Annotated in this window: 22 protein-coding genes and 1 tRNA gene; 10 read left to right on the top strand and 13 right to left on the bottom strand. The window is 65.1% G+C overall.

The features are described 5' to 3' along the window. Positions 1-3: 3 nt before the first annotated feature. The 6 genes from sppA to OH491_RS25435 all read right to left on the bottom strand — a co-directional run bounded on the left by sppA (position 4) and on the right by OH491_RS25435 (position 7,673). On the bottom strand, positions 4-1,866 hold the full coding sequence (gene sppA, locus OH491_RS25410) for a signal peptide peptidase SppA (protein ID WP_068768450.1): 1,863 nt from the start codon (positions 1,864-1,866) through the stop codon (positions 4-6). 38 nt (positions 1,867-1,904) lie between these two features. Then, positions 1,905-2,861: an EamA family transporter RarD gene (rarD, locus tag OH491_RS25415; RefSeq protein ID WP_334318963.1), complete on the bottom strand. Its 957-nt coding sequence runs from the start codon at positions 2,859-2,861 to the stop codon at positions 1,905-1,907. 227 nt (positions 2,862-3,088) lie between these two features. Continuing rightward, positions 3,089-3,646: a ribosome recycling factor gene (gene frr / locus OH491_RS25420; RefSeq protein ID WP_068768449.1), complete on the bottom strand. Its 558-nt coding sequence runs from the start codon at positions 3,644-3,646 to the stop codon at positions 3,089-3,091. Positions 3,647-3,793: 147 nt separating this feature from the next. Next, the gene (gene pyrH, locus OH491_RS25425) at positions 3,794-4,537 is read right to left on the bottom strand and encodes a UMP kinase (protein ID WP_068768448.1); all 744 of its coding nucleotides are present in this window, start codon (positions 4,535-4,537) and stop codon (positions 3,794-3,796) included. 212 nt (positions 4,538-4,749) lie between these two features. Beyond that, positions 4,750-6,642, bottom strand: a complete 1,893-nt coding sequence (locus OH491_RS25430; RefSeq protein WP_145928474.1) for a tetratricopeptide repeat protein — start codon at positions 6,640-6,642, stop codon at positions 4,750-4,752. 122 nt (positions 6,643-6,764) lie between these two features. Then, on the bottom strand, positions 6,765-7,673 hold the full coding sequence (locus OH491_RS25435; protein ID WP_068768446.1) for a LysR family transcriptional regulator: 909 nt from the start codon (positions 7,671-7,673) through the stop codon (positions 6,765-6,767). Between the two features lie 136 nt (positions 7,674-7,809). Between OH491_RS25435 and OH491_RS25440 the strand changes: the two genes are divergently transcribed. From OH491_RS25440 to OH491_RS25455, 4 genes are all read left to right on the top strand, one after another. Next, the gene (locus tag OH491_RS25440) at positions 7,810-8,487 is read left to right on the top strand and encodes a hydrolase (RefSeq protein ID WP_068768445.1); all 678 of its coding nucleotides are present in this window, start codon (positions 7,810-7,812) and stop codon (positions 8,485-8,487) included. A gap of 86 nt (positions 8,488-8,573) precedes the next feature. After that, positions 8,574-9,119: an antibiotic biosynthesis monooxygenase gene (locus OH491_RS25445; protein ID WP_068768444.1), complete on the top strand. Its 546-nt coding sequence runs from the start codon at positions 8,574-8,576 to the stop codon at positions 9,117-9,119. Positions 9,120-9,159: 40 nt separating this feature from the next. Continuing rightward, complete coding sequence (locus OH491_RS25450; RefSeq protein ID WP_068768443.1) at positions 9,160-11,094, top strand: amidohydrolase; 1,935 nt, start codon at positions 9,160-9,162, stop codon at positions 11,092-11,094. A gap of 64 nt (positions 11,095-11,158) precedes the next feature. After that, positions 11,159-11,494: an alginate export family protein gene (locus OH491_RS25455; RefSeq protein WP_145928473.1), complete on the top strand. Its 336-nt coding sequence runs from the start codon at positions 11,159-11,161 to the stop codon at positions 11,492-11,494. Between the two features lie 23 nt (positions 11,495-11,517). Here OH491_RS25455 and arsB read toward each other — a convergent pair whose 3' ends face one another. The 3 genes from arsB to OH491_RS25470 are packed head-to-tail and all read right to left on the bottom strand — an operon-like array spanning position 11,518 to position 13,428. Then, positions 11,518-12,594, bottom strand: a complete 1,077-nt coding sequence (gene arsB, locus OH491_RS25460; protein WP_068768440.1) for an ACR3 family arsenite efflux transporter — start codon at positions 12,592-12,594, stop codon at positions 11,518-11,520. After that, complete coding sequence (locus OH491_RS25465) at positions 12,594-13,055, bottom strand: arsenate reductase ArsC (RefSeq protein ID WP_068768439.1); 462 nt, start codon at positions 13,053-13,055, stop codon at positions 12,594-12,596. The genes arsB and OH491_RS25465 overlap by 1 nt, the downstream gene beginning before the upstream one ends. A 4-nt stretch (positions 13,056-13,059) precedes the next feature. Next, positions 13,060-13,428: an ArsR/SmtB family transcription factor gene (locus tag OH491_RS25470; RefSeq protein WP_068768438.1), complete on the bottom strand. Its 369-nt coding sequence runs from the start codon at positions 13,426-13,428 to the stop codon at positions 13,060-13,062. Between the two features lie 109 nt (positions 13,429-13,537). Between OH491_RS25470 and OH491_RS25475 the strand changes: the two genes are divergently transcribed. Next, complete coding sequence (locus OH491_RS25475) at positions 13,538-14,890, top strand: DNA polymerase Y family protein (protein WP_068768437.1); 1,353 nt, start codon at positions 13,538-13,540, stop codon at positions 14,888-14,890. A gap of 108 nt (positions 14,891-14,998) precedes the next feature. Here the strand turns inward: OH491_RS25475 and OH491_RS25480 are convergent. Continuing rightward, a tRNA-Pro gene (locus OH491_RS25480) sits at positions 14,999-15,075 on the bottom strand. A gap of 221 nt (positions 15,076-15,296) precedes the next feature. Beyond that, positions 15,297-16,340 (bottom strand): IPT/TIG domain-containing protein, encoded by a 1,044-nt coding sequence (locus OH491_RS25485; protein WP_068768436.1) that lies wholly within the window; start codon positions 16,338-16,340, stop codon positions 15,297-15,299. A 139-nt stretch (positions 16,341-16,479) separates the two neighbouring features. Here OH491_RS25485 and hemW point away from each other — a divergent pair, with 139 nt between their 5' ends. The 3 genes from hemW (at position 16,480) to OH491_RS25500 (ending at position 18,968) form a co-directional block, all read left to right on the top strand. Further along, positions 16,480-17,598: a radical SAM family heme chaperone HemW gene (gene hemW, locus OH491_RS25490; protein WP_342750756.1), complete on the top strand. Its 1,119-nt coding sequence runs from the start codon at positions 16,480-16,482 to the stop codon at positions 17,596-17,598. A 231-nt stretch (positions 17,599-17,829) separates the two neighbouring features. After that, positions 17,830-18,414, top strand: coding sequence for a TIGR00730 family Rossman fold protein (locus OH491_RS25495; protein WP_068768435.1), 585 nt, complete (start codon positions 17,830-17,832; stop codon positions 18,412-18,414). Further along, a complete protein-coding gene (locus tag OH491_RS25500; RefSeq protein WP_068768434.1) occupies positions 18,411-18,968 on the top strand; it encodes an NUDIX hydrolase in 558 nt (185 codons plus the stop codon). Before OH491_RS25495 ends, OH491_RS25500 begins: the two co-directional genes overlap by 4 nt. 39 nt (positions 18,969-19,007) lie before the next feature. Here the strand turns inward: OH491_RS25500 and OH491_RS25505 are convergent, their stop codons facing one another. Next, entirely contained in the window at positions 19,008-20,447 is a 1,440-nt protein-coding gene (locus OH491_RS25505; protein WP_068768433.1) for a DHA2 family efflux MFS transporter permease subunit, read from the bottom strand. Continuing rightward, a complete protein-coding gene (locus OH491_RS25510) occupies positions 20,444-20,782 on the bottom strand; it encodes a YkgJ family cysteine cluster protein (protein WP_068769727.1) in 339 nt (112 codons plus the stop codon). The genes OH491_RS25505 and OH491_RS25510 overlap by 4 nt, the downstream gene beginning before the upstream one ends. A 179-nt stretch (positions 20,783-20,961) precedes the next feature. On the opposite strand from OH491_RS25510, the gene OH491_RS25515 reads away from it, so the two are divergent. Both OH491_RS25515 and OH491_RS25520 read left to right on the top strand, forming a co-directional pair. Then, entirely contained in the window at positions 20,962-22,293 is a 1,332-nt protein-coding gene (locus OH491_RS25515; RefSeq protein ID WP_068768432.1) for a sodium:proton antiporter, read from the top strand. A 289-nt stretch (positions 22,294-22,582) separates the two neighbouring features. Beyond that, a complete protein-coding gene (locus OH491_RS25520; RefSeq protein ID WP_068768431.1) occupies positions 22,583-25,474 on the top strand; it encodes a hypothetical protein in 2,892 nt (963 codons plus the stop codon). Positions 25,475-25,492: the final 18 nt, after the last annotated feature.

The raw sequence follows: 25,492 nt of genomic DNA on the forward strand, positions 1-25,492 counted from the left end.
GTTTCAACGCACCATCAATTCCAGCGGGAGCCGGGCGTAGATGCCCTTGGGATCGTTGAACTGGTTGATGGCCGAGAGTTCGGCTTTCAGACGGGCGATCGCTTGGTCGACGGCCCCGTCGGTGACCGAGGTCCGGGCGTCGGCGTTGGGCGCGATGTCCTGGAACAATTCGGCCAGCACTTCGGCGAATTCCTTTTTGCGCGGATACTCGGTCACCTTGTAGCCGCTCTTGAGCCCGGCTTTTCCGGCGGCGTAGGCGATGGCGTCGTCGAGGCCGCCGATTTCGTCGACGAGGCCGAGGCGGAGGGCCTCCGCGCCCGACCAGACGCGGCCCTGGGCGATTTCGTGGACGCGCTCGCGGGCGATGCCGCGCGCGTCGGCGACCTTGCCGACAAACTCGTCGTAGATCCAGTCCACCATGCGCTGGACGACGGCGAGCTCCTCCTCGGTCTTCGGGCGCGTGATGGTGATGGCGTCGGCGAATTTGCCGGTTTTCACGCTGTCGTAGGTGACGCCGAGGTTGTTGGAAAGCCTCTGGATGTCGAACTGCACGCCAAACACGCCGATGGAGCCGGTGATGGTGCCCGGCCCGGCGAAGATGCGGTTGCCGTAGGCGGAAATCCAATAGCCGCCGGACGCGGCGTAGGTGCCCATGGAAACGATGACGGGCTTGGTGTGGGCGGCGACGCGCAACTCGCGCTGGATGTGCTCGGAGGCGGACGCGGAGCCGCCGGGGCTGTTGACGCGGAGCACGATGGCGGCGATGTCCTCGTCCTGGCGGAGGCGGCGGATTTCGCGCGCGAAGCGTTCGCCGCCGATTTCATTGGGCGCGCCGTGCCCGTCCACGATGACGCCCTCGGCATACACGACCGCCACGCGGCTCCCGCCGGTTTTGGCCGTGCCGGTCTTGACCGGCGCGGGCGACGGCCCGGCCGAGACGGGCACGGTGGTGACGTAATCGGCGAGCGCGATTTGCAGGAAAGGTTCGTTTTCGCCGGCGGCGCGGCCGGTGCGGATTTTCATTTCGTCGATGATTTCGTCGCGATAGGCGAGGCGCGTGACGAGCCCGGCGTCGAGCGCGGATTCGGGGCGGATGAGTCCTTCGGTGTCCACGATTTTTTGCACGTCGGCCGTCGTAAGACCGCGCGCGGCGGCGACCCCGCCGCGAAGCTCGTCCCAGATGTCGCCGAGGAGCTTTTGCATCTGCTCGCGGCTTTCCGGACTCATGTCGGTGCGCGTGTACGGCTCGATGGCGGACTTGTATTTGCCGACGCGCGTGACCTGCACGCCGACGCCGAATTTTTCAAACGCGCCGGCGAAGAAAGCCGGTTCGGAGGCGAGGCCGGGCATGAGCAGTTCGCCGTAGGGGTCGAGCACGATTTCGTCGGCCAGCGAGGCGAGATACATCTCGCGCACGGACGCGGAATCGAGGAAGGCGATGACGGGTTTTTGGGCGGCCTTCACGGCTTGCAGCGCCTCGCGGATTTCCTTCAGCGCGGCATAGCCGGTGCCGTAGTCGGCGGGGGCGAAGCGGCCGTGGAGAAACACGCCGGCGATGCGGCGGTCGGACGCGGCGGAACGCAGCGCGCGGGTGGCCTCGCGAAGCTGGAGGACCGGCGGGGCGCCGCCTCCGCCCGCGAGCGCGCCGGCGATGATGTTCCTGTCGATGTGCGGAGGGGCGTCGGTGATGTTGACCGACATGTCGAGCACAAGATAGGAGCCTTTTTCGACCGTGATTTTTTTCTTCCCGCCGCCGCCCAGCGACGCGATGACCACGATGAGCAGGAAGGAGCAAAGCATCGCCCCGAGCGAAAAGATGACGAGGGCGACCAGCGAACCGAGCAGCGAGGTGAAAAAGTTTTTCATGCTGCGGGGACCCTAGCCACGTGCGCGCCGCCAGCCAGTCAAAAACTTGCGTCCGGCGCGGGCTGGCGGGCGCGTCCCGCGAGAAATCCGTCGGCGGTGTAAAGGAGCAGCCCGGCCCAGATGAACACGAACGCCCGAAGCTGCGGCGCGCCCAGCGGTTCGTGATAAACGAGCAGGCCGATGAGGAACTGCAAGGTCGGGCCCAGGTATTGCAGCAGGCCGATGGTGGTGAAGCGCAGGCGCTGGGCGCCCCAGGCGAACATGAGCAGGGGCACCGCCGTGACTAGGCCCGAGCCGATGGCGAGCACGTGCAGCGAGGCCGCGGCGTGGCCGAACACGCCGCCGTCGCGGGCCGCGAGCCAGAGGAGCCATGCGGCGGCGAAGGGAAACAGCAGCAGCGTCTCGACGGTGAGCCCCTGGAGCGAGCCGAGCGCGGACTTCTTTTTCAGGATGCCGTAGAACGACCAGGTGCCCGCCAGCAGGAATGCGATCCACGGAGCATGATCGAGCCGGAGCAGCAGCAGCGCGACCCCGAGGGTGGCGAGGATGATGGCGACCCACTGGAGACTGCGCAGCCGTTCGCGCAGCAGCACGCGACCGAGCGCGACGTAGCACAGCGGCGAGAGGAAATAGCCAAGCGAGGTTTCGATGATCCGGTCATGGTTCACGCCCCACACGTAGGTGAGCCAGTTGGCCGCGAGGAGCAGGCTGGCGAGGGTGTTGAGCGCGACGAGACGCGGCGAGGCGAAGGCCGCGGCCAGCCCGCGCAGCGTCCCCTGGGCGGCCAGCACCGCGAGCAGAAAAAACAACGACCACACCATGCGGTGGCAGATGAGCTCGGTGGCGGGCACCGCCTGCAACTGTTTCCAATAAAACGGCAGCAAGCCCCAAAGCAGGAAACTGCCGCCTGCCATGAGCACGCCGCGGCGGGCCTCGGAATTCCGGGCGGCGGGCGGCGGCAGGACGGATGCGGGCGTGGGTGAGATTTTGTTCAAGGGAATTTGCCTTCCGGCGGCGGCGTGAAGCGCGGTGATTTATAAACAAAAGTCCATCAGGACTTTGATGTAATGCCATTGCCAAACCCGTTCAGCGCCCTTGTCCTTTTGGATCCATGGACAGCCGGATGAATCCGTCGAAAGCGACGAATGGATGCCTGCCGGGCATGGTGGGCATCTTGACCGCCGTCGCGGTGCGATTCGGTTGGCGGGGACGTGGGCGCCGATCAGACGGTGGTGAGTTCCTTTTCCTTTTTTGCGAGGTGGTCGCCGATGTCCTTGATGGTTTTGTCAGTGGCCGCCTGCACCTCTTTTTCCAGGCGCTTGAGTTCGTCTTCCGAAACGGCCCCGGTTTTTTGCGCTTTTTTGAGGGCGTCGAGGGTGTCGCGACGAATGTTGCGAACCTGCACGCGGCCTTCCTCGGCCATGCGGTTGGCGACCTTCACAAATTCCTGGCGGCGTTCGCGGCTGAGTTCGGGAAGCGGCACGCGGACATTGGCGCCGTCAACGGCGGGATTCAGCCCGAGGTTCGCCGTTTGAATCGCCTTCGCAATCGCCTGCGTGATGCCTTTGTCCCAGGGCTGGATGAGAATCATGCGCGCGTCGGGCGTGGAGATCGCGGCGCATTCCTTGAGGCGCATCATGGAGCCGTAGGCTTCAACCATGACGCCTTCGACCATGGTCGGGGACGCCTTGCCGGTGTGGATGGAACTGAATTCGTGCAGGGTGAACTCAAAGGCTTTTTTCATCTTTGCCTGCATTTCGGTGATGGAGGGATTGGACATGGTGGTGGGTGGGTTGAGGGTGGGTGATTGTTGTCTGGCTGGTTATTTGGGCGAAGGCGCGGAGGCGGGCGATTTTATTTTCGATTGCGCGCTGCCGCGCGGGTTCAACTGCGATGATGGCGCGGCAGCTCCCAGTCGGAAATGCCGCTATCCATGCACGAGCGTGCCCACTTTTTCGCCGTGGACGGCGCGGCTGATGGCGTGCTCGTCGTTGAGGTCAAACACGAGGATGGGGACATTGTTGTCGAGGCAGAGGGAGAAGGCGGTGGAATCCATCACGTTGAGGCGCTGCCTGAGCGCGTCGATGAAGGTGATTTCTTCGTATTTGACGGCGTCGGGGTATTTTTTCGGGTCCTTGTCATAAATGCCGTCCACCTTGGTCGCCTTCATGATGATGTCGGCGTGCATCTCGGACGCGCGGAGGGCGGCGGTGGTGTCGGTCGAGAAATAGGGGTTTCCGGTGCCGGCCGCAAAGATGACGACGCGGCCTTTTTCGAGATGCCGGATCGCGCGGCGGAGGATGAAGGGCTCCGCGATCTGGTTCATGGGGATGGCGCTTTGCACGCGGGTGACGACCCCCATCTTTTCAAGGGAATCCATGAGGGCGAGCGAGTTGATGACCGTGGCGAGCATGCCCATGTAATCCCCCGTGGTGCGCTCGACGCCGCGTTTTTCCCCGGCGAGTCCGCGAAAGATATTGCCGCCGCCGATCACGACGCCGATTTGGATGCCGAGTTCGTGGATTTCCTTAACTTGGGTGCAGACACGCTCGAGGGTGAGGCGATCAATGGGGTCCCCGGAGGATTTGCTGCGAAGGACTTCGCCGCTGAGTTTGAGGACAATGCGTTTGTATTTGATCGCCGGGGCGCCGGCGGGTTCGGGAGGTTGCATAGTGAGACTCAATGAAATCGCCGGTGGCGAACGGGGTCAAGCCAGTGCGTGGAGCGGATGGGAAAACCGGAGGGCATGGACCGATGCAAAAGGACTTCGGCCTAAAAGGACCTGCTTTCCTCTTTCTCTTTCTCCCATGCGTCACAGGGGATCGGGGAGAAAGAGGAAAGATAAAGAGAAAGAGGAAAGAAGGGGATTGGGATGGATCCTCCTTAGGAGGCGGGCGCGCTTGCGGGCATGCCGGTGTTGACCGGGGAGGGTTCGACGGCGGACGGAGGCGCCTCGGCCGGCATGGACGGGCTCGGAAGCGTGGATTGGAGCTTGGCAAAGCGTTCCCGGACGGGGGTGTCGGTCGTGATTTTCAGTCCGTGCGCGATGAGGGAGCGAGCGCCGTCGTAATTGGCGATGCGGGTCGCAAGTTCGGCGGTCTGGTAAACGAGTTCGACGTCGCGCGGGAAGCGCTTGATGCCCTCGACGAGCACGGCCAGATGCTCGTCCTTGGGCGAGGCGCTGGAGCGCGTCCATGCCTCGGCGATGAGTTCGTAGGTGTCGGGCAGCGTGGGACGGATTTTGCGGGCCTCAAACAGGAGCTGGAGTATGGAGGAAAGTTGCGAGGGGCTGAGCTCGCCCTGGGCCTCGGACAAGTGGATGCGCGCGAGCGTGGTGTAGGCGCGTCCGCGGGTGGTCTGGTCCGCGACGGCGGCTTCAAGCGCCTTGCGCGCGCGGGTGTCCTCGCCTGCGGCGTGGGCCGCGATGCCGAGCGAGGCGAGCAACGGGGCGGTCTGGTCGCCCCGGATGCTGGCCGCGCGCAGCGTGTTGAGGGCTGCCTGGGGCTTGCCGGCGATCATGAGCGCGTCGCCTTTGATGCGGGCGCTCACGCCTTCGCTGGCCACGCGCATCTCGGGCGGATCGGCAAGCAGCGGCGGGCCGCTGGTGATGGTGACCTGCTGCGCGGTGTAGGAGGTGAAACTGATGTAGCCTCGCAGTTCGACGAGGAAGCGGTTGTAGGTTTTGCCGAAGCATTCCCTGAACAGTTCAGGCGTGACCGGCTCCTTCGCGGAGCGGGTGAGGAATTCGGCGAAAGGCTTCTTGTATTTGCCGCCGGTGCTGAACAGGCACATGTGGACAAAGGCCTGGCACTGCTTGGCCCAGACGTTGTTGCCGAGGGGATTTTGCGCGACGGGCGAGTCGGCCTTGACGCCGAAGAAATCCTTGAAATTGAGCAGCGCGCGACGGCGCAGGACGATGTTGAAGTCGCGGTCGTCGATGGTGACATTGCCGATGAAACCGGGGTCGGACGAATCGCCGGAGTCCTCGTCATCGGAGGCGAGCAGCGGAGCCGCTGCCGCGCCCGCGCCGGCGCCGCGCGGAGAGGGATAATCGTCGGGGTCGTCGATTTTGCCGAAGATGATGGTGCGCTTGTCCACGTCCATTTTCATGATGATCTGGCAAAGCCCCTCCTCGAACCAGGGCGGCAGCGATGCGCCGAACTGGCTGAGCAGATAGCGCACGTATTCGCGGTAGAGCTGCGCGTAGTGATCGATTTCAAACGAGGCCGGACCGGCGTCGGGACTCTCCATCCCGATCATGGAGGGATCGAGGTCGAGGCTTTTGGTCTGCAAATCCATGACGATGAATCCCTGCTCGCGGTTGATCAGCGTGATGCTGGCGCGGCCGATATCAACCGGGGTGCCATCCTCCTTGGTGGCGGCGGGGAGGAATTGCTCGAAGGCGTTGTTGCGTCCGCAAAGGATGATGGCGGACGGCGGCGGGTCGCGGAACTGAATCGGCCAGACGATGCCAAGCGCGTCGCGAAATATGACGAAGTCGCGCATGAGGCGCTGCGTGGCGCGGGTGGACGCGTTGGACAGCACCTCGAAGCCCGGAATCGTCGTGTAGCTCCATTCTTCAGGGGGCGGGAGTTCGCGCGCGTCGGTGACGGTGAGCCCCTCCATCTCGACGACCTCGGAGGGTGGGGGAGCGGCGTCCTTTTTGGGCTTTGCGGAAAGCGGGACAAAAGCGGCGCAAAACAACGCAACCGTGGCGAAAGTCAGGCCATGAACATGGCAAAAGCGGCGTGGTTGGAAATGGGATGCCGGGGGCATATAGGTATGAATATGCAGTATCTCGCATCACCAATAAAGCAGGGCGCGAGGCCGGGGGCGAGCCTGGTTTTTGGGGTAATGGCCCGAGGTCATCAGGCCATCACATAAGAAGGAGTGGAGCGTCAAGAGTCCGGCCACGGCTGGCTGGCGTGCAGGCACTTGGTTTCCTCGACCAGCAGGCGGGCGAAGATCTCGGCGTGCGGGTTGGACTTGCGCATCCCCATTTTGCTGACAAAGGGGCGGGGCAGGGGAGAGAAGGGCCGCGTCACCAGCGATTTGGGGATCATTCTATCTACGCCTTCGGGAAGGATGGCCGCTCCGTTGCCCCCTTCCAGGGCCGCAAACAACGGGATGATGCCCTCGGCGTTGTCGGGGGACACGCGGGGTTTGATGCCGAAGGGCTTCAGCATCGCGCGCACGAGCGGCGCGTATTCGGGATAGTTGTGGTGGTTGAGATAGTGCAGCGTCACGTCGTGCAAGCGCCCGGGAGGCACTTCCTCCAACTTCGCCAGCGGATGGGAGCGTGACATCACCAGCACCGGCGGCACGCGGTGCAGTTCCGTCCACGAAAAGGCGGCGAAGTCGGCCGTGACATCCAGCGTGACGACGAGGTCGAGCTGGCCGACGAACGCGAGCCCGATCATCTCGTGCGGCGACAGGTCGGACAACTCCAGCCGGACGCGCGGCGCCGCCGCGTGGAAACGCCCGATCGCCCGCGGCATCGCCCCGCCGGTGAGCGACGGGATGTAGCCGATGCGCAGCGCTTCATATTTGTCCCCGCCCCGGACGCGTTTCACCGCCTGGTCCACCTGCGCGAGGATGTCGCGCGCCTCCTCGTGGAAACTTTCGCCCGCCGCCGTCAGCATCACGGAGTTGGCGCGACGCGTGACCAGCACGACGCCGAGTTCCTCCTCCAGGTCCTGCACCTGCCGGCTGAGCGTGGGTTGGGTAAGGTGCAGTCTCTCTGCCGCGCGGTTAAAACTGCCCTGCGCGGCGACCGCGACAAAGTAACGCAAATGGCGCAATTCCATGCCGCCAGTGTAGCCCAACCGGAAGTATGAGCGAGACCAGAAACAAGGTATTGGGCAGTCGTCCAAAAATCTGATATTCTTAAGCCGTCGGGCCTATCGCTCATTCCAGCCAACCTATACAACTCAAGGGAAAACCATGTCTCCTTATCACAAGCTCTACACCGCGCAGGACAGCGCCATCGTGTTCATCGACCACCAGCCGCAGATGACCTTCGGCATCGCCAGCATCGACCGGGCGACCCTCATCAACAACGTCTCGCTCCTCGCCCGCGTGGCGAAGGAGTTCAATGTCCCCGCCGTGCTCACCGCCGTCGAGACCGAGTCCTTCAGCGGTTACCTCTGGCCCCAGCTTCTCGATGTGTTCCCCGGCCAGGCGGTCGTCGAACGCACCTCGATGAACTCGTGGGACGACGAGGGCTTTCGCAAGGCCGTCGAGGCCACCGGCCGCAAAAACATCATCATGACCGGCTTGTGGACCGAAGTCTGCGTGACTTGGCCAACCATCGAGATGCTCGGCGCGGGTTATAACATTTACGTGGTGGAGGATTGTTGCGGCGCCACCTCGCCCGCCGCGCAGGAAGCCGCGCTTTCCCGCATGGTGCAGGCCGGCGCCGTCCGCACCACCACCATCGCCGCGCTCCTCGAATTGCAGCGCGACTGGGCCCGGCGCGACCACTACAACAACCTCATGGGTATCCTCAAGCAGCAGGGCGGCGCCTATGGCGTGGGCGTCGAATACGCCTACACGATGGTGCACAAGGCGCCGCAGTCCGCCCAAAAACCGCACCTCGTCACCAAAAAGGCCGCGCACTGAACCGCCGTCGCAGCCGCAAGGAGGGGCGCGCCTCATGCGCGCTCTCCTCGCGGTCGCGCCGGCCTTGACACGTCATTGCCCTCGCCATGAGCGATTCCGTCCCCGTCACCGTCTGGATTACCCGCACGGTGAAACCCGGCTGCGAGGCCGGTTTCGAGCGCGCCATGCACGAGTTTGCACAACGCTCGCTCGCGCAGCCCGGCCAGCTCGGCGTGCATATCACGCGCCCCGCGCCCGGTGCGGCTTCCCGCGACTACCGCATCATGCGCAAGTTCGCCAGCCGCGCCGCGCTCGCCGCCTACCACGCCTCGCGCGAATACCTCGCGTGGAACGAAGCCGTGCGCGGCCTCACCGAAGGCGATCCCCGCGTCGAGGAACTGTCCGGCCTCGAAAGCTGGTTCACGCCCGAAGGCGCGCCCCTGCGCCCGCTCCCGCAATGGAAGATGGCCCTCGTCACCTTCCTCGGCGTCTATCCGCTCACCTCGCTGCTTCCGCCGTTCTTCGGACGCCTGTTCGCGCCGTTGCATCCCCTGCTCATCAACATCGTCACCACCGGCCTGGTCGTCGCGCTTCTGACATGGATCGTCATGCCGCTGCTCACGCGCTTCTTCCGCCGCTGGCTTCACTCCTGAATTGTTCATCCCGACCCTTCCGACCTCACGACTCACTACCATGACTGCTTCATCCGCCGCCCCCGAACTCATTCTCCACAACGGCCGCATCGCCACGCAGGACGAGCGCCGCTCCTTTGCCGAAGCCGCCGCCATCCGCGACGGACGTTTTCTTGCCGTCAGCGCCGACCGCGACGTGCTCGCGCTGCGCGGCCCCGGCACCCGGGTGATCGATCTCGGCGGCCGCACCGTCATCCCCGGCCTCAACGACTCGCACCTGCACGTCATCCGCGGCGGGCTCAACTACAACCTCGAACTCCGCTGGGACGGCGTCCCCTCGCTGGCCGACGGCCTGCGCATGCTCCGCGAGCAGGCCGCCCGCACGCCCGCGCCGCAATGGGTGCGCGTCGTCGGCGGCTGGAGCGAATTCCAGTTCGCCGAGAAACGCCTGCCCACGCTCGACGAACTCAACGAGGCCGCGCCCGACACCCCCGTTTTTGTCCTGCACCTCTACTGCCAGGCGATGCTCAACCGCGCCGCGCTCCGCGCCGTCGGCTACGACAAGGACACGCCCAACCCGCCCGGCGGCGAGATCCGGCGCGACAAGCACGGCAACCCCACCGGCCTGCTCATCGCCCGCCCCAACGCCACCATTCTCTACGCCACCCTCGCCAAGGGGCCGAAGCTTCCGCTCGAATACCAGTACAATTCCACGCGCCAGTTCATGCGCGAACTCAACCGCCTCGGCCTCACCAGCGTCATCGACGCCGGCGGCGGTTATCAAAACTACCCCGAGGACTACCAGGTCATCGACGAACTCCACCAGCGCGGCGAACTCACGCTCCGCATCGCCTACAACCTTTTCACGCAAAAACCGCAGCAGGAAAAAGACGACTTCGCCCGCTGGATAAAAATGGCCAAACCCGGCCAAGGCGACGACGTCTTCCGTCTCAACGGAGCGGGCGAGATGCTCGTCTTCAGCGCCGCCGATTTCGAGGACTTCCTCGAGCCCCGCCCCGACCTTCCCGCGCGCCTCGAAACCGATCTCGAAGCCGTCGTCTCGCTCCTCGCCGCCAACCGCTGGCCCTTCCGCCTGCACGCGACCTACGACGAGTCGATCACCCGCTTCCTGGACGTATTCGAGAAGGTCAACCAGGCCCACCCGCTCGACGGCCTGCACTGGTTCCTCGACCACGCCGAGACCATCAGCGACCGCAACATCGAGCGCGTCCGCGCCCTCGGCGGCGGCATCGCCGTGCAGCACCGCATGGCCTTCCAGGGCGAATACTTCGCCGCCCGCTACGGCCACGCCGCGACCGCCGCCACGCCGCCGGTCGCGAGGATGCTGCGGACCGGCGTGCCCGTCGGGGCCGGCACCGACGCCACCCGCGTCGCCAATTACAACCCGTGGGATTCCCTCTACTGGCTCGTCTCCGGCCGCACCGTCGGCGGCTTCGAACTTTATCCCGAGGAAAACCGTCTCAGCCGCATGGAGGCCCTGCGCCTCTACACCGTCGGCAGCGCGTGGTTTTCGACCGAGACCGGAAAAAAAGGCTCCATCGTCCCCGGCCAGCTCGCCGACCTCGCCGTATTGACGGAGGACTATTTCACCGTCCCCGAGGAGCGCATCAAGCGTATCCAGTCCGTCCTTACAGTTCTCGGCGGCAAGGTCGTCCATGCCGCCGGCGATTTCGACGACTACGCCCCGCCGCCGCTGCCCGTTACCCCCGACTGGTCGCCCGCGAGCTACTTCGGCGGCTACGGCGCGCCGAAATTCTACGCACAGGCGAGCAACTTCTCCGCGCATCCGTCCGGCTGCCTGTGCCCCGCGCACCGCCCGCATTCCGTCGGCTGCCAGTGTCCCGCGCACGGGTTCAACGCGACCAGCGTGCTCGCCCGCCTGCTCAACCCGGCCAAGGCCCCTGCCGACGCCGTGCTGCGCGCCGCACCGGCCGGCGGCTTCTTCGGCCTCGGCTGCGACTGCTTCGCCTTCTGACCGCGTCCCGCCGTCACCCTCGGTAGGGCGAGGCGTCCCGCCGAGCCGCGCCCCCGCTTGTCCCATGAAACTCTTCCGCCTCGCTCTCGACGCCGTGGATACTTGCCGCAGAGATCGCCGAAATGGGCATACCCTTTCCGGCGGCCAACGCTTTCGCAGCGACCGCCGTGCAGTTCGTGTGCTGCCCGGCGGCCACATCGACCTGTATTACCTCGGCCTGCGGCGGAAGGATGCACGGTTCGACCAGGGCACGGCGCTCGAAGAGCGGCACTCGCTCGGCGCGCGCGTCTGGGGCGCGTATTCAGAATTTGACTACAATTTCGAGTTCGTCGGCCAGTCCGGCGACTTCGGCGGCGCGTCGCCGGTGACGATCAGACACCGATTGCGGCGCCCCGTCTGAATGCGGGATGGTCTGAGGCGAGGCTAAGGCGGGCAGTCGGCCTGCGACAGGCCGAGCTTCCGGGTTTTGCGTTTCAGGCGCAGTGCGACCTGGACCAGGAGGATCAATGCGGGCACCTCGATCAGCGGCCCCACCACGGCCGCGAAGGCCACGCCCGAATGCAGCCCGAACACCGCAATCGCCACGGCGATGGCCAGCTCGAAATTGTTTCCCGCCGAGGTGAAGGCGAGCGACGTGCTCCGTTCGTAGTCCGCGCCGAGTCTCCGCGCCATCAGGAAACTCGCAAAGAACATGACGACGAAATAAACCGCCAGCGGCAGGGCGATCCTGAGCACGTCGAGGGGAAGCCGGACGATGGATTCGCCCTTGAAGGTGAACATGACCACGATGGTGAACAGCAGCGCGCCGAGCGTAAGCGGCGAGACGCGCGGCAGCCAGGTGTTTTCATACCACGCTTCGCCTTTCCAGCGCACCAGCGCGATCCGGCCCACGGCCCCGGCCGCAAAGGGAATGCCGAGGTAGATCGCCACGCTTCGGAATACGTCGCCCATCGCGATGTCCACGATGTGTCCCTCGAGGCCGAAATACGGCGGGAGCACCGTGAGAAAGAGCCACGCGAAACCGCTGTAGGTCAGGATCTGCGCCAGGCTGTTCAGCGCCACCAGTCCCGCCGCATATTCCCGGCTGCCTTGCGCGAGATCGTTCCAGACGAGCACCATCGCGATGCAGCGGGCGATGCCCACGAGGATGAGCCCGGTCATGTAGTCCGGGTGGTCCCGGAGGAAGAGCACCGCGAGGAGGAACATCAACACCGGCCCGACAATCCAGTTTTGCACCAGCGAGAGGGCGAGCACGCGAAGGTCGGCGAAAACCTTCGGCAACTCATGATACCGCACTTTCGCGAGCGGGGGATACATCATGAGGATCAGGCCGGCCGCGATGGGCAGGTTGGTCGTCCCGACCGTAAACGGCGCAAAAAAAGCGTCGGGATCGCGGATGACAAAATGCCCGAGGGCCACGCCGGCCGCCATCGCGGCGAAAATCCAGACCGTGAGGTAGCGATCGACGAAGGAAAGGCGTTTGACGATGCCGGAACTCATCACGGATGCTCCTTTCTCTCCCCCGCCGCCTTGAGCTGATCGCGCCGTCCGTCCGCGTAGGCGGTGAACGTGCGGCGGATTTCGTTTCGCACCCGGCGGAAGACTGCCAGTTTTTCCTCGTCCGAACCGGCGGCCTGCGCGGGGTCTTCAAACGGCCAGTGGTGCCGGTTCACCTGGCCGGGGAAAATCGGGCAGGCTTGGTCCGCGTTTCCGCAAACCGTGATCACCGTCTCCACCGGACGGTCCATGAATTCCTTCATGTGCTTCGAGGTGTGGGTGGACAGGTCGATGCCGATCTCCCCCATGACCTGGATTGCGAGCGGATGCACGTGACCCGCGGGTTTGGAACCGGCGCTGACGACGTCGAGGAAGTCGCCGGCCGCGGCGCGGAGGATTCCCTCGGCGAGCTGGCTGCGGCAGGAATTGCCGGTGCAGAGAATGAGGACGGTGGGTTTGGTCATATGGTTATCGAGAAGAATTGTCGGTGCAGCCGCAGGAGACGCCGGTCCCGACGCCGGCGTTGAGACGTTGGAGGCGGGCCAGGTCGCGCCGGAAAACCGGGTCTTCGCATGCGCAGTCCTGGAGGCAGGCGAGGTTTGCCGCCAGTTCCCGGGGCGGCTTCGCCGGGAGGGAGTAGATCATCCAGTTGGCCTGCCGTTCCGCCCGGACGAGCCCCCGTTCGCGAAGGTAGGCGAGGTGTTTCGAGACCTTTACCTGCGGCTCGCGCAGCACTTCCTGAAAATGGCAGACGCAAAGAGGCCCCCGCGTGAGCAGGTGCAGGATGCGCAGACGCGTCCGGTCGCAGAGGCATTGGTAAATCTTAACAAGGTCCATAAAGCGGATAATACCTAAACGAGTATATACGTCAATAGGTATATATTTTGGGCGAAAAACAAATCGGAGCCAGCGAGCCGCGCGGCGGTGGCTGCCCGCGCCATCATTGATGAAAGGCAAACGCGGCGTTGAATCCTTCCGGCTCCGTGGCAAGGTGGGTGTCATGGCGCTGCGCTACCTGACCATTGATTTCAACTCGTTCTACGCCTCGGTGGAACAGCAGGAGCGTCCGGAATTGCGCGGCAGGCCGGTGGGGGTCGTGCCCGTGATGGCCGAGACCACCGGGCTGGTGGCCGTGAGTCTGGAGGCCAAGGCCGCCGGGCTGAAGCGCGGCGGGCGCGTGGCCGACGCGCGCCGCCTCTGCCCGGGCATCATGATCGTCGAGGCCCGGCCGGAGGTTTACATCGATTATCACCGGAAATTGAAAGACATCATCGCCCCGCTGGTGCCGGAGATCGAGGTGCAGTCGATCGATGAGGTGACAGCCAGCCTGGACGCCCTGCTGTCGCGCGCCGAGGCGGAAAAGCTGGCCTTGAAGATCAAGGCCGCCATCAGCCGCGAAGCCGGGCACTGCCTTCGCAGTTCCATCGGCATCGCGCCGACCTGGCTGCTCGCGAAGGTCGCCTCCGACATGCAGAAGCCCGACGGCCTGGTGATTCTCGACGACGAGGACGTGCCCGCGAGGCTCCTGCACCTTGCACCCGGCGACATTGCCGGCATCGGTCCCAACATCCAGCGCCGTCTCGCCGGGCAGGGCATCACCACGATGGCCCGGCTCTACGCCGCCACGATGGCCGAGTTTCGCGGCATTTGGGGCGGCGTGCGGGGCGAGCAAATCTGGCGCCTGCTCCATTGCGAGGATCTTCCCTACTTCGAGCAAAAAACCGGGCAAAGCATCGGGCACGGGCATGTGCTGCCGCCGGCCAGGCGCAACCACGCCGACGCGCTCGCCGTGCTGCATCGCCTGCTGCAAAAGGCCGCGATGCGCCTGCGCCATTCCCGGCTCTATGCGGGCGCACTGGGCGTCTCGGTGGATTACACCGATGGAACTTCGTGGAGCGAGCGGGTGCGCTTCACGGAAACGCAGGACACGCTGCGGCTCACCCATGTGCTGAATGACTTGTGGAGGAAGCGCCCGGGAAAATTTTTGCGCCGGACGCCGGTGCGCCTCGGCCTCCAGCTTACGGGCCTGATCGACCTGCGGATGCACACGCCCGACTTGTTCGAGGCCGGGACGGAGGACGCCCGCGGGAGGCTCTTTGCCGCCGTCGATCATCTCAACAAGGTGCTGGGCAAGAACACCGTTTATCTCGGCGGGGCCCACGGCGCCACGAAGGATGCGCCGATGCGGATCGCCTTTACCCGCATTCCCGAGCCGGAGATCGAGGAAATCGACCGCAGTTATGCGGGACGGCTCAAGAAGAAGGAAGCGAAGCCGGATTCGCCCGAACCCGAAGCGTGACGGAGGGCGTTGACCTGTTTCTGATAATCCGTCCCCGCTCTTTGCGTTTTCGCGCGTTCGCGGCGAAAACAATACCTCAAAACAACAGAATTCGGATTCTGTTAAAAATGGTCGGGCCGGAGAGATTCGAACTCTCGACCTCTTGCACCCCATGCAAGCGCGCTACCAGGCTACGCTACGGCCCGAACAAGAGGACGGGCAGCAAGCGCGATATTCCGGCCGGTGGCAAGAGGTTTTTTCATCAAGAATAATTCGGGCGATGTCACATCCTCTTTCTTCCTGCCGCGCCTGGCGAAAGAGGAAAGAAAAAGAAGAAAGCTTTTCGACAGGGTGGCATCATCGCATGAAAAAACCGGCGCTCGTAAAGCGCCGGTTCGATACCAAATCGATTTCTGGAAAGATTCCCTTACTTGCTCCGAACGGTGACCGGGATGCGGATCTCCTTGCTGGACCCGGGACCGCGCACATAGAGGTGGCCGGTACCGGGCTTGCCTCCTTCCACCGATACGGAAGTGGTGTTGCTGCCGCCGGGGATAAAAACCTCGGGCATGATGACGCTGTCGGGAATGTCGGTTGTCACATCGACGATCGTGCGCGCGGTGAGGACCACCGGACTCGCAAAGGTAAGCGTGACCGTTTCCTTTTCGGCAATGTTTATGGACGAGGGCGTAACCGTAAACTCGGCAGGGACCGCAACCGTGGAGGGAGTCGTGGCGCCGGACGGCGCAGGCTGCGCGGAATTGGCCGTGCCCGCGCCGAGGCTGCCGCCCGCCGGTGCAGGCTGCTGGGCCGGGCGATAGGCGGAGACAGGCGCGCCACCGGCATCGACGCGGAAGGTGCCGACCACGGAGTCGCCGACGGCGACGGTGTAGTTCTGGTTAACCGGGACGGCGGGCACGTAGAAGCTGATCGAGGTGGGCGAGTCGAGCTGGCTTTGCACGGAGGAGCCGTCGAAGGTCACCGTGTCGGCGGCGGTAAAGCCGCGGCCGTAGATGCCGATGCGCGCGCCGACGGGACCGCGGTTGGCCGAGAGCGAAAGCGCGTGGCGGCCGATGATCTTGAGCGTCTGAACCGGCGAGTAATCCTCGCGCGTGCTGATGATGCCGTCGCGCGACACCTGGTATTCGACGATGAAGTAGTAGCGGAGTTCGTCGCGCCCGGCGGGAATCTGATACTCGAAATCGTAAATGTCCTGGCCGACCGAGCCGGGCGTCATGGTGTAGCTCTTTCCGTCGATGATGATGCGCGGGATGATGCTGCCCTTCACCAGGCCGATCGCCTTCGGCGCGATGCGCGCGGAAATCGTGTAGATTTGCGAAGGATTGGTCGGGACGGTGGGCTGGGTGAAATTCGTGATGACGGGGGACTGGCAACCGGTGAGGGCGAGCGCCATGGCGGCGCCCAGACCGAGAATAATTCGTCTCGCGTGGGAAAGGCGGTTGGTTTGCATGGGTGTTTTTTCCAAGTTAAAGAGGACGCAAAAGCAACACAAACAACCGCCGTTGGCAATGAGTGAAATTAACAACGATGCAAAAGGCACCCGGGGCGACGCCGGGACATCCGGGTCTCATTCCTCCCCGGGACTTTATGTGCACGTGCCTTTTTGCGCGACGCGGTGCGATTTCTGCGCGTTTTACGAGGAGCGCCCGACCGCCGAATCGGTGCGGCGCTATCTGGCGGGCATGGAACGCGAGGCGGCGCTGCTGGGCGGGCCGCTGGCGGTGGAAACGGTTTTCTGGGGCGGCGGGACGCCCGGCGTGCTGGCGGCGGCGGACTTGCGGCGGCTCGGCGAGATCACGCTGTCGTGCTGCGCCGCCGCGCCGCGCGAGTGGTCGGTGGAACTGGCGCCGGGCTCGGTGACCGGGGCGCGGCTGGCGGTGCTGCGCGAACTCGGGGTGACGCGCATCTCGATGGGCGCGCAGAGCTTCCAGCCGGCGTTGCTGGAGGCGCTCGGGCGGCGGCATTCGCCGGCGCAGATCCACCGCGCCTACGAGCGGATTCGCGCGGCCGGTTTCGCCCGCGTGAACCTCGACCTGATGTTCGCCCTGCCGGGGCAGGAGGAGGACGCGTGGCTGGCGGACCTGCGCGCGGCGGTGGCGATGCGGCCGGAGCACATCTCGACGTATTGCCTCACGTTTGAGGAGGACACCGCGCTTTGGGTGAAACTTTCGCAAGGCAGGGTGAAGCTCGACCGCGAGCGGGAGGCCGCGCTTTATGAGCGCACGTGGGGGGAACTGGCGGGGGCGGGTTTCGCGCAATACGAGATATCCAACTTCGCGCGGCCCGGCCATGAGTGCATCCATAATCTGAATACATGGCGCATGGGCTCGTGGATCGGCCTCGGGCCGTCGGCCGCGTCCCAGCACGCGGGGTGGCGCGGCGCGAATCCGTCCGACCTCGATGCGTGGCTGGCCGGGCTTGCGCGCGGCGAGCGGGCGGCGACGGAGCGCGTCGCGCTCACGGAGGCGCTGCTGGCGGAGGACGCGTTGATTTTCGGGCTGCGCATGAACGCCGGGGTGGATCTGGCGGCGCTGCGGGGGCGTCATCCGGGCGCCGACTGGGCGGCGGCGGACGCCTTTGCCGCCAGGCTGGAAGGCGAGGGGCTGGCGGAGCGGGAGGGCGATACATTGCGGCTGACCCTGAAAGGCCGCCTCGTCGCTGACGCCATCGGGGTGGAGGCGCTGGGGGTGTTGTCAGGAATGCAATAACAGCTGCGAATATCGGAGGGGATTTAATCGTTCTCGTTCTCTCATTTTCTTTCCTCTTTATTCTTTCTCTTTCCTCTTTCTCTTCTCCCCAGGCAGTGCCGCCGGGAGGATAAAGAGAAAGATAAAGAGGAAAGAGAAAGAAACAGAAAATGAGAAAACGAGTAAGAGAATGAGAACGATTTGGAGAGCGGGGTGGACAGACGCGGGCGGCGTGTTTTTATTCGGCGCGACATGCAGAAGCTCCTTTGTGTTTATTGCGCGTCGAGCACGACGCTCGACCCGAAATACTACGCCGCCGCGGACGAGGTGGGGCGCGGACTCGCCGCCAATGGCTGGGGACTCGTTTATGGCGGCGGCAACGCGGGCCTGATGGGCGCGGTGGCGCGCGGGGTCAAGGCGGCGGGCGGACGGGTGGAGGGCATCATTCCCGATTTCATGATGGAGCGCGAACTGGCGTGGCGCGAGGCCGACGAACTCGTGGTGGTGGACAGCATGCGCGAGCGCAAGCGCGTCATGGCGGAGCGCGCGGCGGGATTTCTCGCGCTGCCGGGCGGCATCGGCACGCTGGAGGAACTCTCGGAGATCATGACCGAACGCTACCTGAACCTGACGCAAAAACCGCTCGTGCTTTTTAACCAGGACGGCTTCTACGACGACTTGCTGCGCTTTTTCGAGCGCATGGTGCGGGAGCGGTTCAAATCGCCAGGTGCGGGCGACGGAGGCGTGTTCGCCGTGGCCGGCACCGTCGCGGAAATCTGGCCGCTCCTCGGCCAGCCGAAACCCTACGCGCCGGACGCGCTCTGGCAAAAACGATGAGCGCGCGCCGGCCGTTGCTCGCCTTGCTGCGCGCCCACGCCGCGCTCCCGCTCGATGCGCACGAGGCGTCGATGGCGGCGGCGATCATCGCGTTTGTGGAGGCAAATCCGCGCTGCGCCGAGCGCTCGCTCGCCGAGGGGCACCTGACCGGCTCGGCGTGGATCGTGGACGCGGCGCGGCGGCGCGCGCTCCTCACGCATCACCGCAAGCTCGGCCTCTGGCTGCAACTCGGCGGCCACGCGGACGGCGGGCTGGATTTGCGCGAAGTGGCGTGGCGCGAGGCGCGCGAGGAGTCCGGACTCGCCGGCGTGCGTCCGCTGGGAACCGGGATCTTCGATGTGGACCGGCACCGCATTCCGGCGCGGAAGGACGAGTCGGAGCACTGGCATTACGACGTGCGTTTTTTGTTTGAGGCCGACGCGGACGAACCGCTCGTGGTGAGCGGCGAGTCCCGCGAACTCGCATGGGTGCCGCTCGGGGAAATCGCCGCGCGCAACCCCGAGGAATCCCTCGCCCGCATGGTGCGGAAAACACAGGCGCGGTTCGGCGCGTAAGGCAAAACCAGGAACGGATTGCCGGCGCGCCCGATGGTCTCATCCGCGGTTCTTTTTCGGCTCGCGCGGCCGGTAGTTGCTCACGTTGATGCCGTCGCCGGGACGGAGTCTGCGGAAGGCAAGTGACGAAAGGACCGTGAACGCGCCGATGGCCAGAAAGGCGTGATGCAGCCCGTCCACGTAAGGCGCGCGGTCCGCAGCGGACACGCCGCCGATGAAGACGCCGGCGACGAGCGACGCCGTCGCGATGCCGAAGCTGAGCGAGAGTTGCTGCGCGGTGCTCGCGATGCTGCTGCCCTTGCTCGCGTCCTCGTCGGCCACGTCGGCATAGGTGAGCGAATTCATGCTCGTGAACTGCAACGAGGAGAAAAACCCCTGCATGAAGGCGAGCGAGAGGATGCACCAGACCGGGGTGGCGGGGCCGACGAGGGCGAATGCCATGATGTTTCCGCCGAGCAGCACGGTGTTGGCGGCGAGCACGGCGCGGTGGCCGAGCCGCGCGAGGATCGTCCGGCTGATGATTTTCATGCCGATGGCGGCAAACGCCTGCGGCATGGTGAACAGCCCCGCCTGCCACGGCGGATAGCCGAGCCCGACTTGATAGAGCAGGGGCAGCAGAAACGGCATGCCGCCGACGCCGAGCCGCGTGACAAATCCGCCCAGCACCGAAATGGAAAACGTGCGCGTGCGAAATAGCGACAGCGCGAGCAGCGGCTCGCCGGTTTTGCGCGCGTGAAGCCCATACGTGGCCAGCAGCAGCAGCGAAAGCCCGGTGAGCGCGAGCAGCGACGACGGCGCCCAGGTGTGCTCGCCGAACACTTCCAGCACATACGACAGCGTGGCGATGCCGGCGCCGAACAGCACGAACCCGATCGAATCGAGCGGACGCGCGTCGGGGTCGCGGAAATCCGCCATGTAGCGCCGCGCGAACCACAGGCCCGCCAGCCCGATGGGAATGTTGACAAAGAAGATCACGCGCCATGGCAGCCAGTGCACGATCAGGCCGCCCGCAAACGGCCCGACGAGCGGCCCGATCAGCGCCGGGATGACGACAAAGTTCATCGTCGCGATCATCTCCGAGCGGGGAAACGCCCGTACGAGCGCGAGCCGCCCGACCGGCATCATCATCGCCCCGCCCATGCCCTGGACGATGCGCGACGCGACGAGCATGGGCGTGTTGACCGCGCACCCGCAGAGCAGCGAGCCGAGCGTGAAAAGCGCGATCGCGTTGGAAAACACCCGCCGCGTGCCAAACCGGTCGGCCATCCAGCCGCTGACCGGGATGAACACCGCGAGGCTCAGCGTGTAGCTGGTGAGCACGGCTTTCAGGCTGAGCGGCTCGACTTGCAGGCTTGCCGCCATGGTCGGCACGGCGGTGTTGATGATGGTGGCGTCGAGATTTTCCATGAACAGCCCGACCGCGATGATCCACGGCATGACGCGCTTGCGGTCGGCGGACTCGTTTCGAACGGCGCTCATGGAAGAATGGCCTGCGCGAACGGATGACGCCCGCCGCTGCGCACCCCCGCCGACGCCGACGACGGGGCCGCATCCGGGGCGGTCGCGGCTTCGAGCGCGGCCAGGTGGGCCAGCGCGTGTTCACGCCCCGCGCCGCACATTTCCCGCGACGGCCGCAGGCTCGCGCAAACGGCGGGGCGTTCCGGTTTCCCGAACAAGGCGCAGGAAAAATCCGGCCGCAACTGCACGCACGGCACGCCCGCCGGCTTGCCCTCCGGCAGGCCCGGAATGGGCGTCGTGATCGACGGCGCGATGCAACATGCGCCGCAGGCAGGACGGCAATCCACAGTGATCATGATTAAAAAAGAAGAATGCAGCTTGGACGCAAAAAACGTCAATCCGGGTGCAGGCGGAGTTATGCGTGGAATAAGAAAACATACAATCCGCCAGGGCGTTCTTTTTTCGGCGGCAATCGGACATTTTGTTTGCACGATGGACGCTTCCTGGTCCACAACCCGCAACTCGATTCCCATCCATGACTTGTCTGCCTTTGCTTGCCTCCGCGTCCGGCGCGGCCATTCCGCTGGCCTTGATCATTCCGTTTGTGCTTCTGCTCATGCTCATCGCGGTGATGCCGTTGATGGTCGCAAAGGTGAAGCACTGGTGGGAGCACAGGTATCCGTTTGTCGCGATCGGGCTGGGCCTGCTGGTGGTGGTTTATTACCTGCTGCGCATTCCCGGCGGCGGCGAAACCATCGCGCACACGCTAGAGGAGTATTTTTCGTTCATCTGCCTCATCGGCGCCCTGTTCACGGTCGCGGGCGGCATCCATATCAAGGTGAAAGGCTCGGCCACGCCGGTGGGCAACATCGTGTTTCTCGCGGTCGGCGCGGTGCTGGCCAATTTCATCGGCACGACGGGCGCGTCGATGGTGCTGATCCGTCCGTGGCTGCGCATGAACAAGATCCGGCTCGGCGCGTACCACGTGATATTTTTCATCTTCATCGTGTCCAACGCGGGCGGCGCGCTCACGCCCATCGGCGACCCGCCGCTGTTCCTCGGCTACCTGCGCGGCGTGCCGTTTTTCTGGCTCATCGAGCACGTGTTCCTCATCTGGCTGCTGGTCATCGGGCTGATCCTCGCGGTGTTTTTTGCGATTGATTTTCGCGCCTTCAAAAAGACGCCGAGCGCCGTTCAGTCCGAGATCGGCGAGTCCGACACCTGGCGTTTCGAGGGCGGATTGAACCTGTTGTTTCTGCTCGTGATCATCGGCGCGGTGTTCCTGCCCGCGAAGTTTTTCCTGCGCGAGATCGTGATGCTGGCGGCCGCGGCGGGTTCGTATTTCAGCACGCCGCGCGCGGTGCACGCGCAGAACGAGTTCAACTTCGGCCCGATTCGCGAGGTCGCGTTCCTGTTCGCGGGGATTTTCATGACAATGATGCCCGCGCTCGGCTACCTGGAGCAGCACGGGCAGGAGTTCGGCTTCAAAAAACCCGCGCAATATTATTTCGCCGCCGGCTCGCTGTCCTCGGTGCTCGACAACGCCCCGACCTACGTGAACTTCCTCGAACTGGCCGAGACCACGGTCCGCGCGGAGGAGCCCGCGGCGTTTGCCGCGCTCGGCGACGAGAAGCATGCCGCGGTGCGCCTGCTGCTGGAGCGCAGGCCGCTGCTGGTCATCGCGGTGAGCCTTGGCGCGGTGTTTTTCGGCGCGATGACATATATCGGCAACGGTCCGAATTTCATGGTGAAATCCATCGCCGAGAGCAGCGGCGTGCGCATGCCGACTTTCTTCGGCTACATTCTGAAATACAGCCTGCCTTTCCTGCTGCCGATCCTCGCGCTGGTGGGCTGGTTGTTTTTGTAGGCGGCGGTCCTTGGCGGGGGGGGCTCCGGCCCGCCCCCGGAATCTTTCTTCTTTCCTCTTTATCTTTCTCTTTCTCCCGTGCGGTGGAGAAAGAGAAAGATAAAGAGGAAAGAAGAAAGACAGGACGGCCTCGCGTGGCGGCGGATACTCGCGGGTTGCTGGTCAACTGTTGACATACGACAGGTTTGCTTCGCACGGTAAAATGGGCGGTTGTGATGCTGTTTGGTTCCCAAAACGCGCCCCGCGCGCATCGCAAACCTCTCATGCCCGTCCCCGTCAACTCGCCGTCATGCCCGTTTTTCCGCTCCAGATTCGCTCTCGTCCCGTCTGCCGCCTTATCGGTCTTCTGGCCGCCATCCTGATGCTGCCGGCGGCGGTTGCCGCGCTTCGCGCCGCCGGGCCGTCCCCATCGTCCGCCCCCGCTGCCCCCGCCGACAGGGCGTTCCTGCCTGCCTTCACCGTCCTTTTTCGCGCGGACGACCCGCAAATCGCCTTTCGCTCCGCCGGCATCCCGAAGGTTCCCTACAACGTCCCGACATGGGCCGTTGACGAATCCCGGGCCAGCAAAATCAATGTGAAGCGCGACGTCACCCAGGGCGGCGACGGCTTCGACGACCGCATCCTCGACGGCAGGACCGCCAACCGCGCCTTCAACCTCTTCGCCGCGGCCGAGCGCTCCGAACTGGCCGCCGGCACCACGTTGTCCGCGACCTTCGGCGCCTCCGCCATCGGCACGCGCACCTATGCCTTTCCCGACACCAACCCCCACGTCCGCATCGACGCCCGGCTCACTCAGTTCGACGGCAACCATTTTCCGCTGCTCACCGTCACCGTCACGCGCAAGCACGACGGCTGGCTCTCCATCGGCTACACCGGCGCGCCCGCGTTTGCCGACGCCGAGGCGGAGGAGGCGTGGCAGCCGCTCATCTGGACGGAGCGCCGCTTTCCCGCGCAACCCTACCTGACCTCCGCGCACATGTGCCCGCTGCCGGGCGCGTTTGTCCGCCACGAAGGCACGCTCTACGGCGTCGTCGCCGATCCCGCCGAACTGCCGTTCCAGCCGCTGCCCACGTTTGACAACAGCCGCTTCGGCGTGGCCGTGCGCACCGCGGAAAAAACGCTCCGCCCGATGCTGTTTTTCCCCATGCTCGGCGGCGCGGGTTCCCATGGCAAAGCCGGCGAGACGCTTGTCTTCAAGCTGCGCCTTGTCCGCCTGCCCGACACCGATGTCACCGCCGGCTTCGAGAAAATCGCGCGCGAGCTCTTCGCCTTTGCCGACCGCCGCCACAACGCCCTCGGCACGCTCAATTCCGCCCTCACCAACATCATCGACTACGGCATGAGCGACTACGCCTACTGGAACGCCCCGCTCCGCGGCTGCGGCTACAGCACCGACGTGCCCGACGCGGTGAAAAACGTCTCCTCGCTCAACCCCCTCGAACTCGCGCTCGTCACCGGGCGCGGCGAACTCTTCAGCGAGCGCGCCCGCCCCATCCTCGAATACCTGCTCTCGCGCGAAAAATTCCTCTTCAGCCTCGATCCGAAACAAAAAATCCAGTCGCCCTCGCGCGCGCTCCACGGCCCTTGCGCGCCCGTCAGCGAGTTCGCCGCGCTCCACGACATCAGCCACGGCAACACCGGCGTTTTCCTCGAAACCGCCCGCGAGCTTTTCCCGAAAAACCGCGTCATCAACCTCGACGAACCCTCGCCCGGCCCGACTTGGTGGAACGCCCTCGCGCTCTACCGCGCCACCGGGGAAAAATCATGGCTCGCCCGCGCCCGCGCCGGTGCCGACGACTATCTGGCCCGCCGCGTCGCGGCGCCCGCGACCGCCTTCGACGACCCCGACGGGCAGGGATTCTTTTTCTGGCTCGGTTTCGTGCCGCGCTGGATCGACCTCCTCATGCTTTACGAGGCCACCGGCGAACTGCGCTACCTCGACGCCGCCCACCGCGGCGCGCGCCTCAACGCCCTCTTCATCTGGATGTGCCCCGCCGTGCCCAACGAAAACATCCGCGTAAACGAGGGCGGACTCGCGCCCGTTTACTGGTATCTCGGCAAGCGCGGCTTCCCCGCCATCCCCGTGCCCGAGGAGGAGGCGCCCGCATGGCGGCTTTCCGAGCTCGGCCTCACGCCCGAGTCCTCCGGCACCGCCACCGGCCACCGCGCGATTTTCATGGCGCACCACGCGCCCTGGATGCTCCGCCTTTCCGCCCTCACCGGCGACGCGTTCCTGCACGACATCGCCCGCTGGGCCGTCATCGGGCGCTACCGCTCCTTCCCCGGCTACCACATCAACACCGCCCGCACCACCGTGTATGAAAAAGCCGGATACGCTCTGCGCCCGCACGAGGCGATGAGTTACAATTCCATTCACTACAACCACGTCTGGCCCATGGCCTCGATGCTGCTCGACTACCTCGTCACCGACGCGTGGGCGCGCAGCGCCGGCGCCGTGTCGTTCCCCGACCAATACATCGAGGGTTACGCCTACCTGCAAAGCCGCTTCTACGGCCACCGCCCGGGCAAAATCTACGGGCTCGACGGCATGCGCCTCTGGCTGCCCGACGGACTCGTCACCGGCGGCTCCGAGGAACTCAACTACCTCGCCGCGCACAACGCCGACGGCGTCGCCCTCGTTTTCACCAACCAGTCCTTCGCGCCCGTCCGCGCCCGCGTCACGCTCGATCCCGCGCGTTTCGCCGCGCTGCCCGAGGGCGCGCGCATCCGCCGCTGGGTCGCCAACAAACCGGTGGCCGGCGCGGTCTGGAATTCGTCCGGCGAAGTGGGCATCGACGTGCCCGCCGGCGGCATCGCCGCCATCTTCATCGAGGGCGCGATCCCGCGGCCCGGCTGGACGCCCGGCAACGATCTCGCGAAACCCGTGTCCGGCGGCGTGATGAAACTCGCGCCCGGCGACGCCCGCGCGATGGTGCTCAGCCTCGGCGACCGCTCCACCTGGCTTTACGCCTACCTGCGCGAGGACGACGCCGCCTGGAAAAACGCCGGCTTCACCATCACGGGCGCCCAAGGCGAAACCACGCTGAAGGACGAGGCCTTTCCCTTCGAATTTTCAAAGGACATCGCCCCCGGCGAATCCTCGTTCGCGTTTGAAATCGACGCCACCCGCGCCGACGGCACGCCCGTGAAGGGCGCGCCGGTCTCCATCTCCCTCCACTGAAATCCCCCCAACCGCATC

The sequence above is a fragment of the Termitidicoccus mucosus genome, assembly GCF_038725785.1.
GTDB lineage: Bacteria > Verrucomicrobiota > Verrucomicrobiia > Opitutales > Opitutaceae > Termitidicoccus > Termitidicoccus mucosus.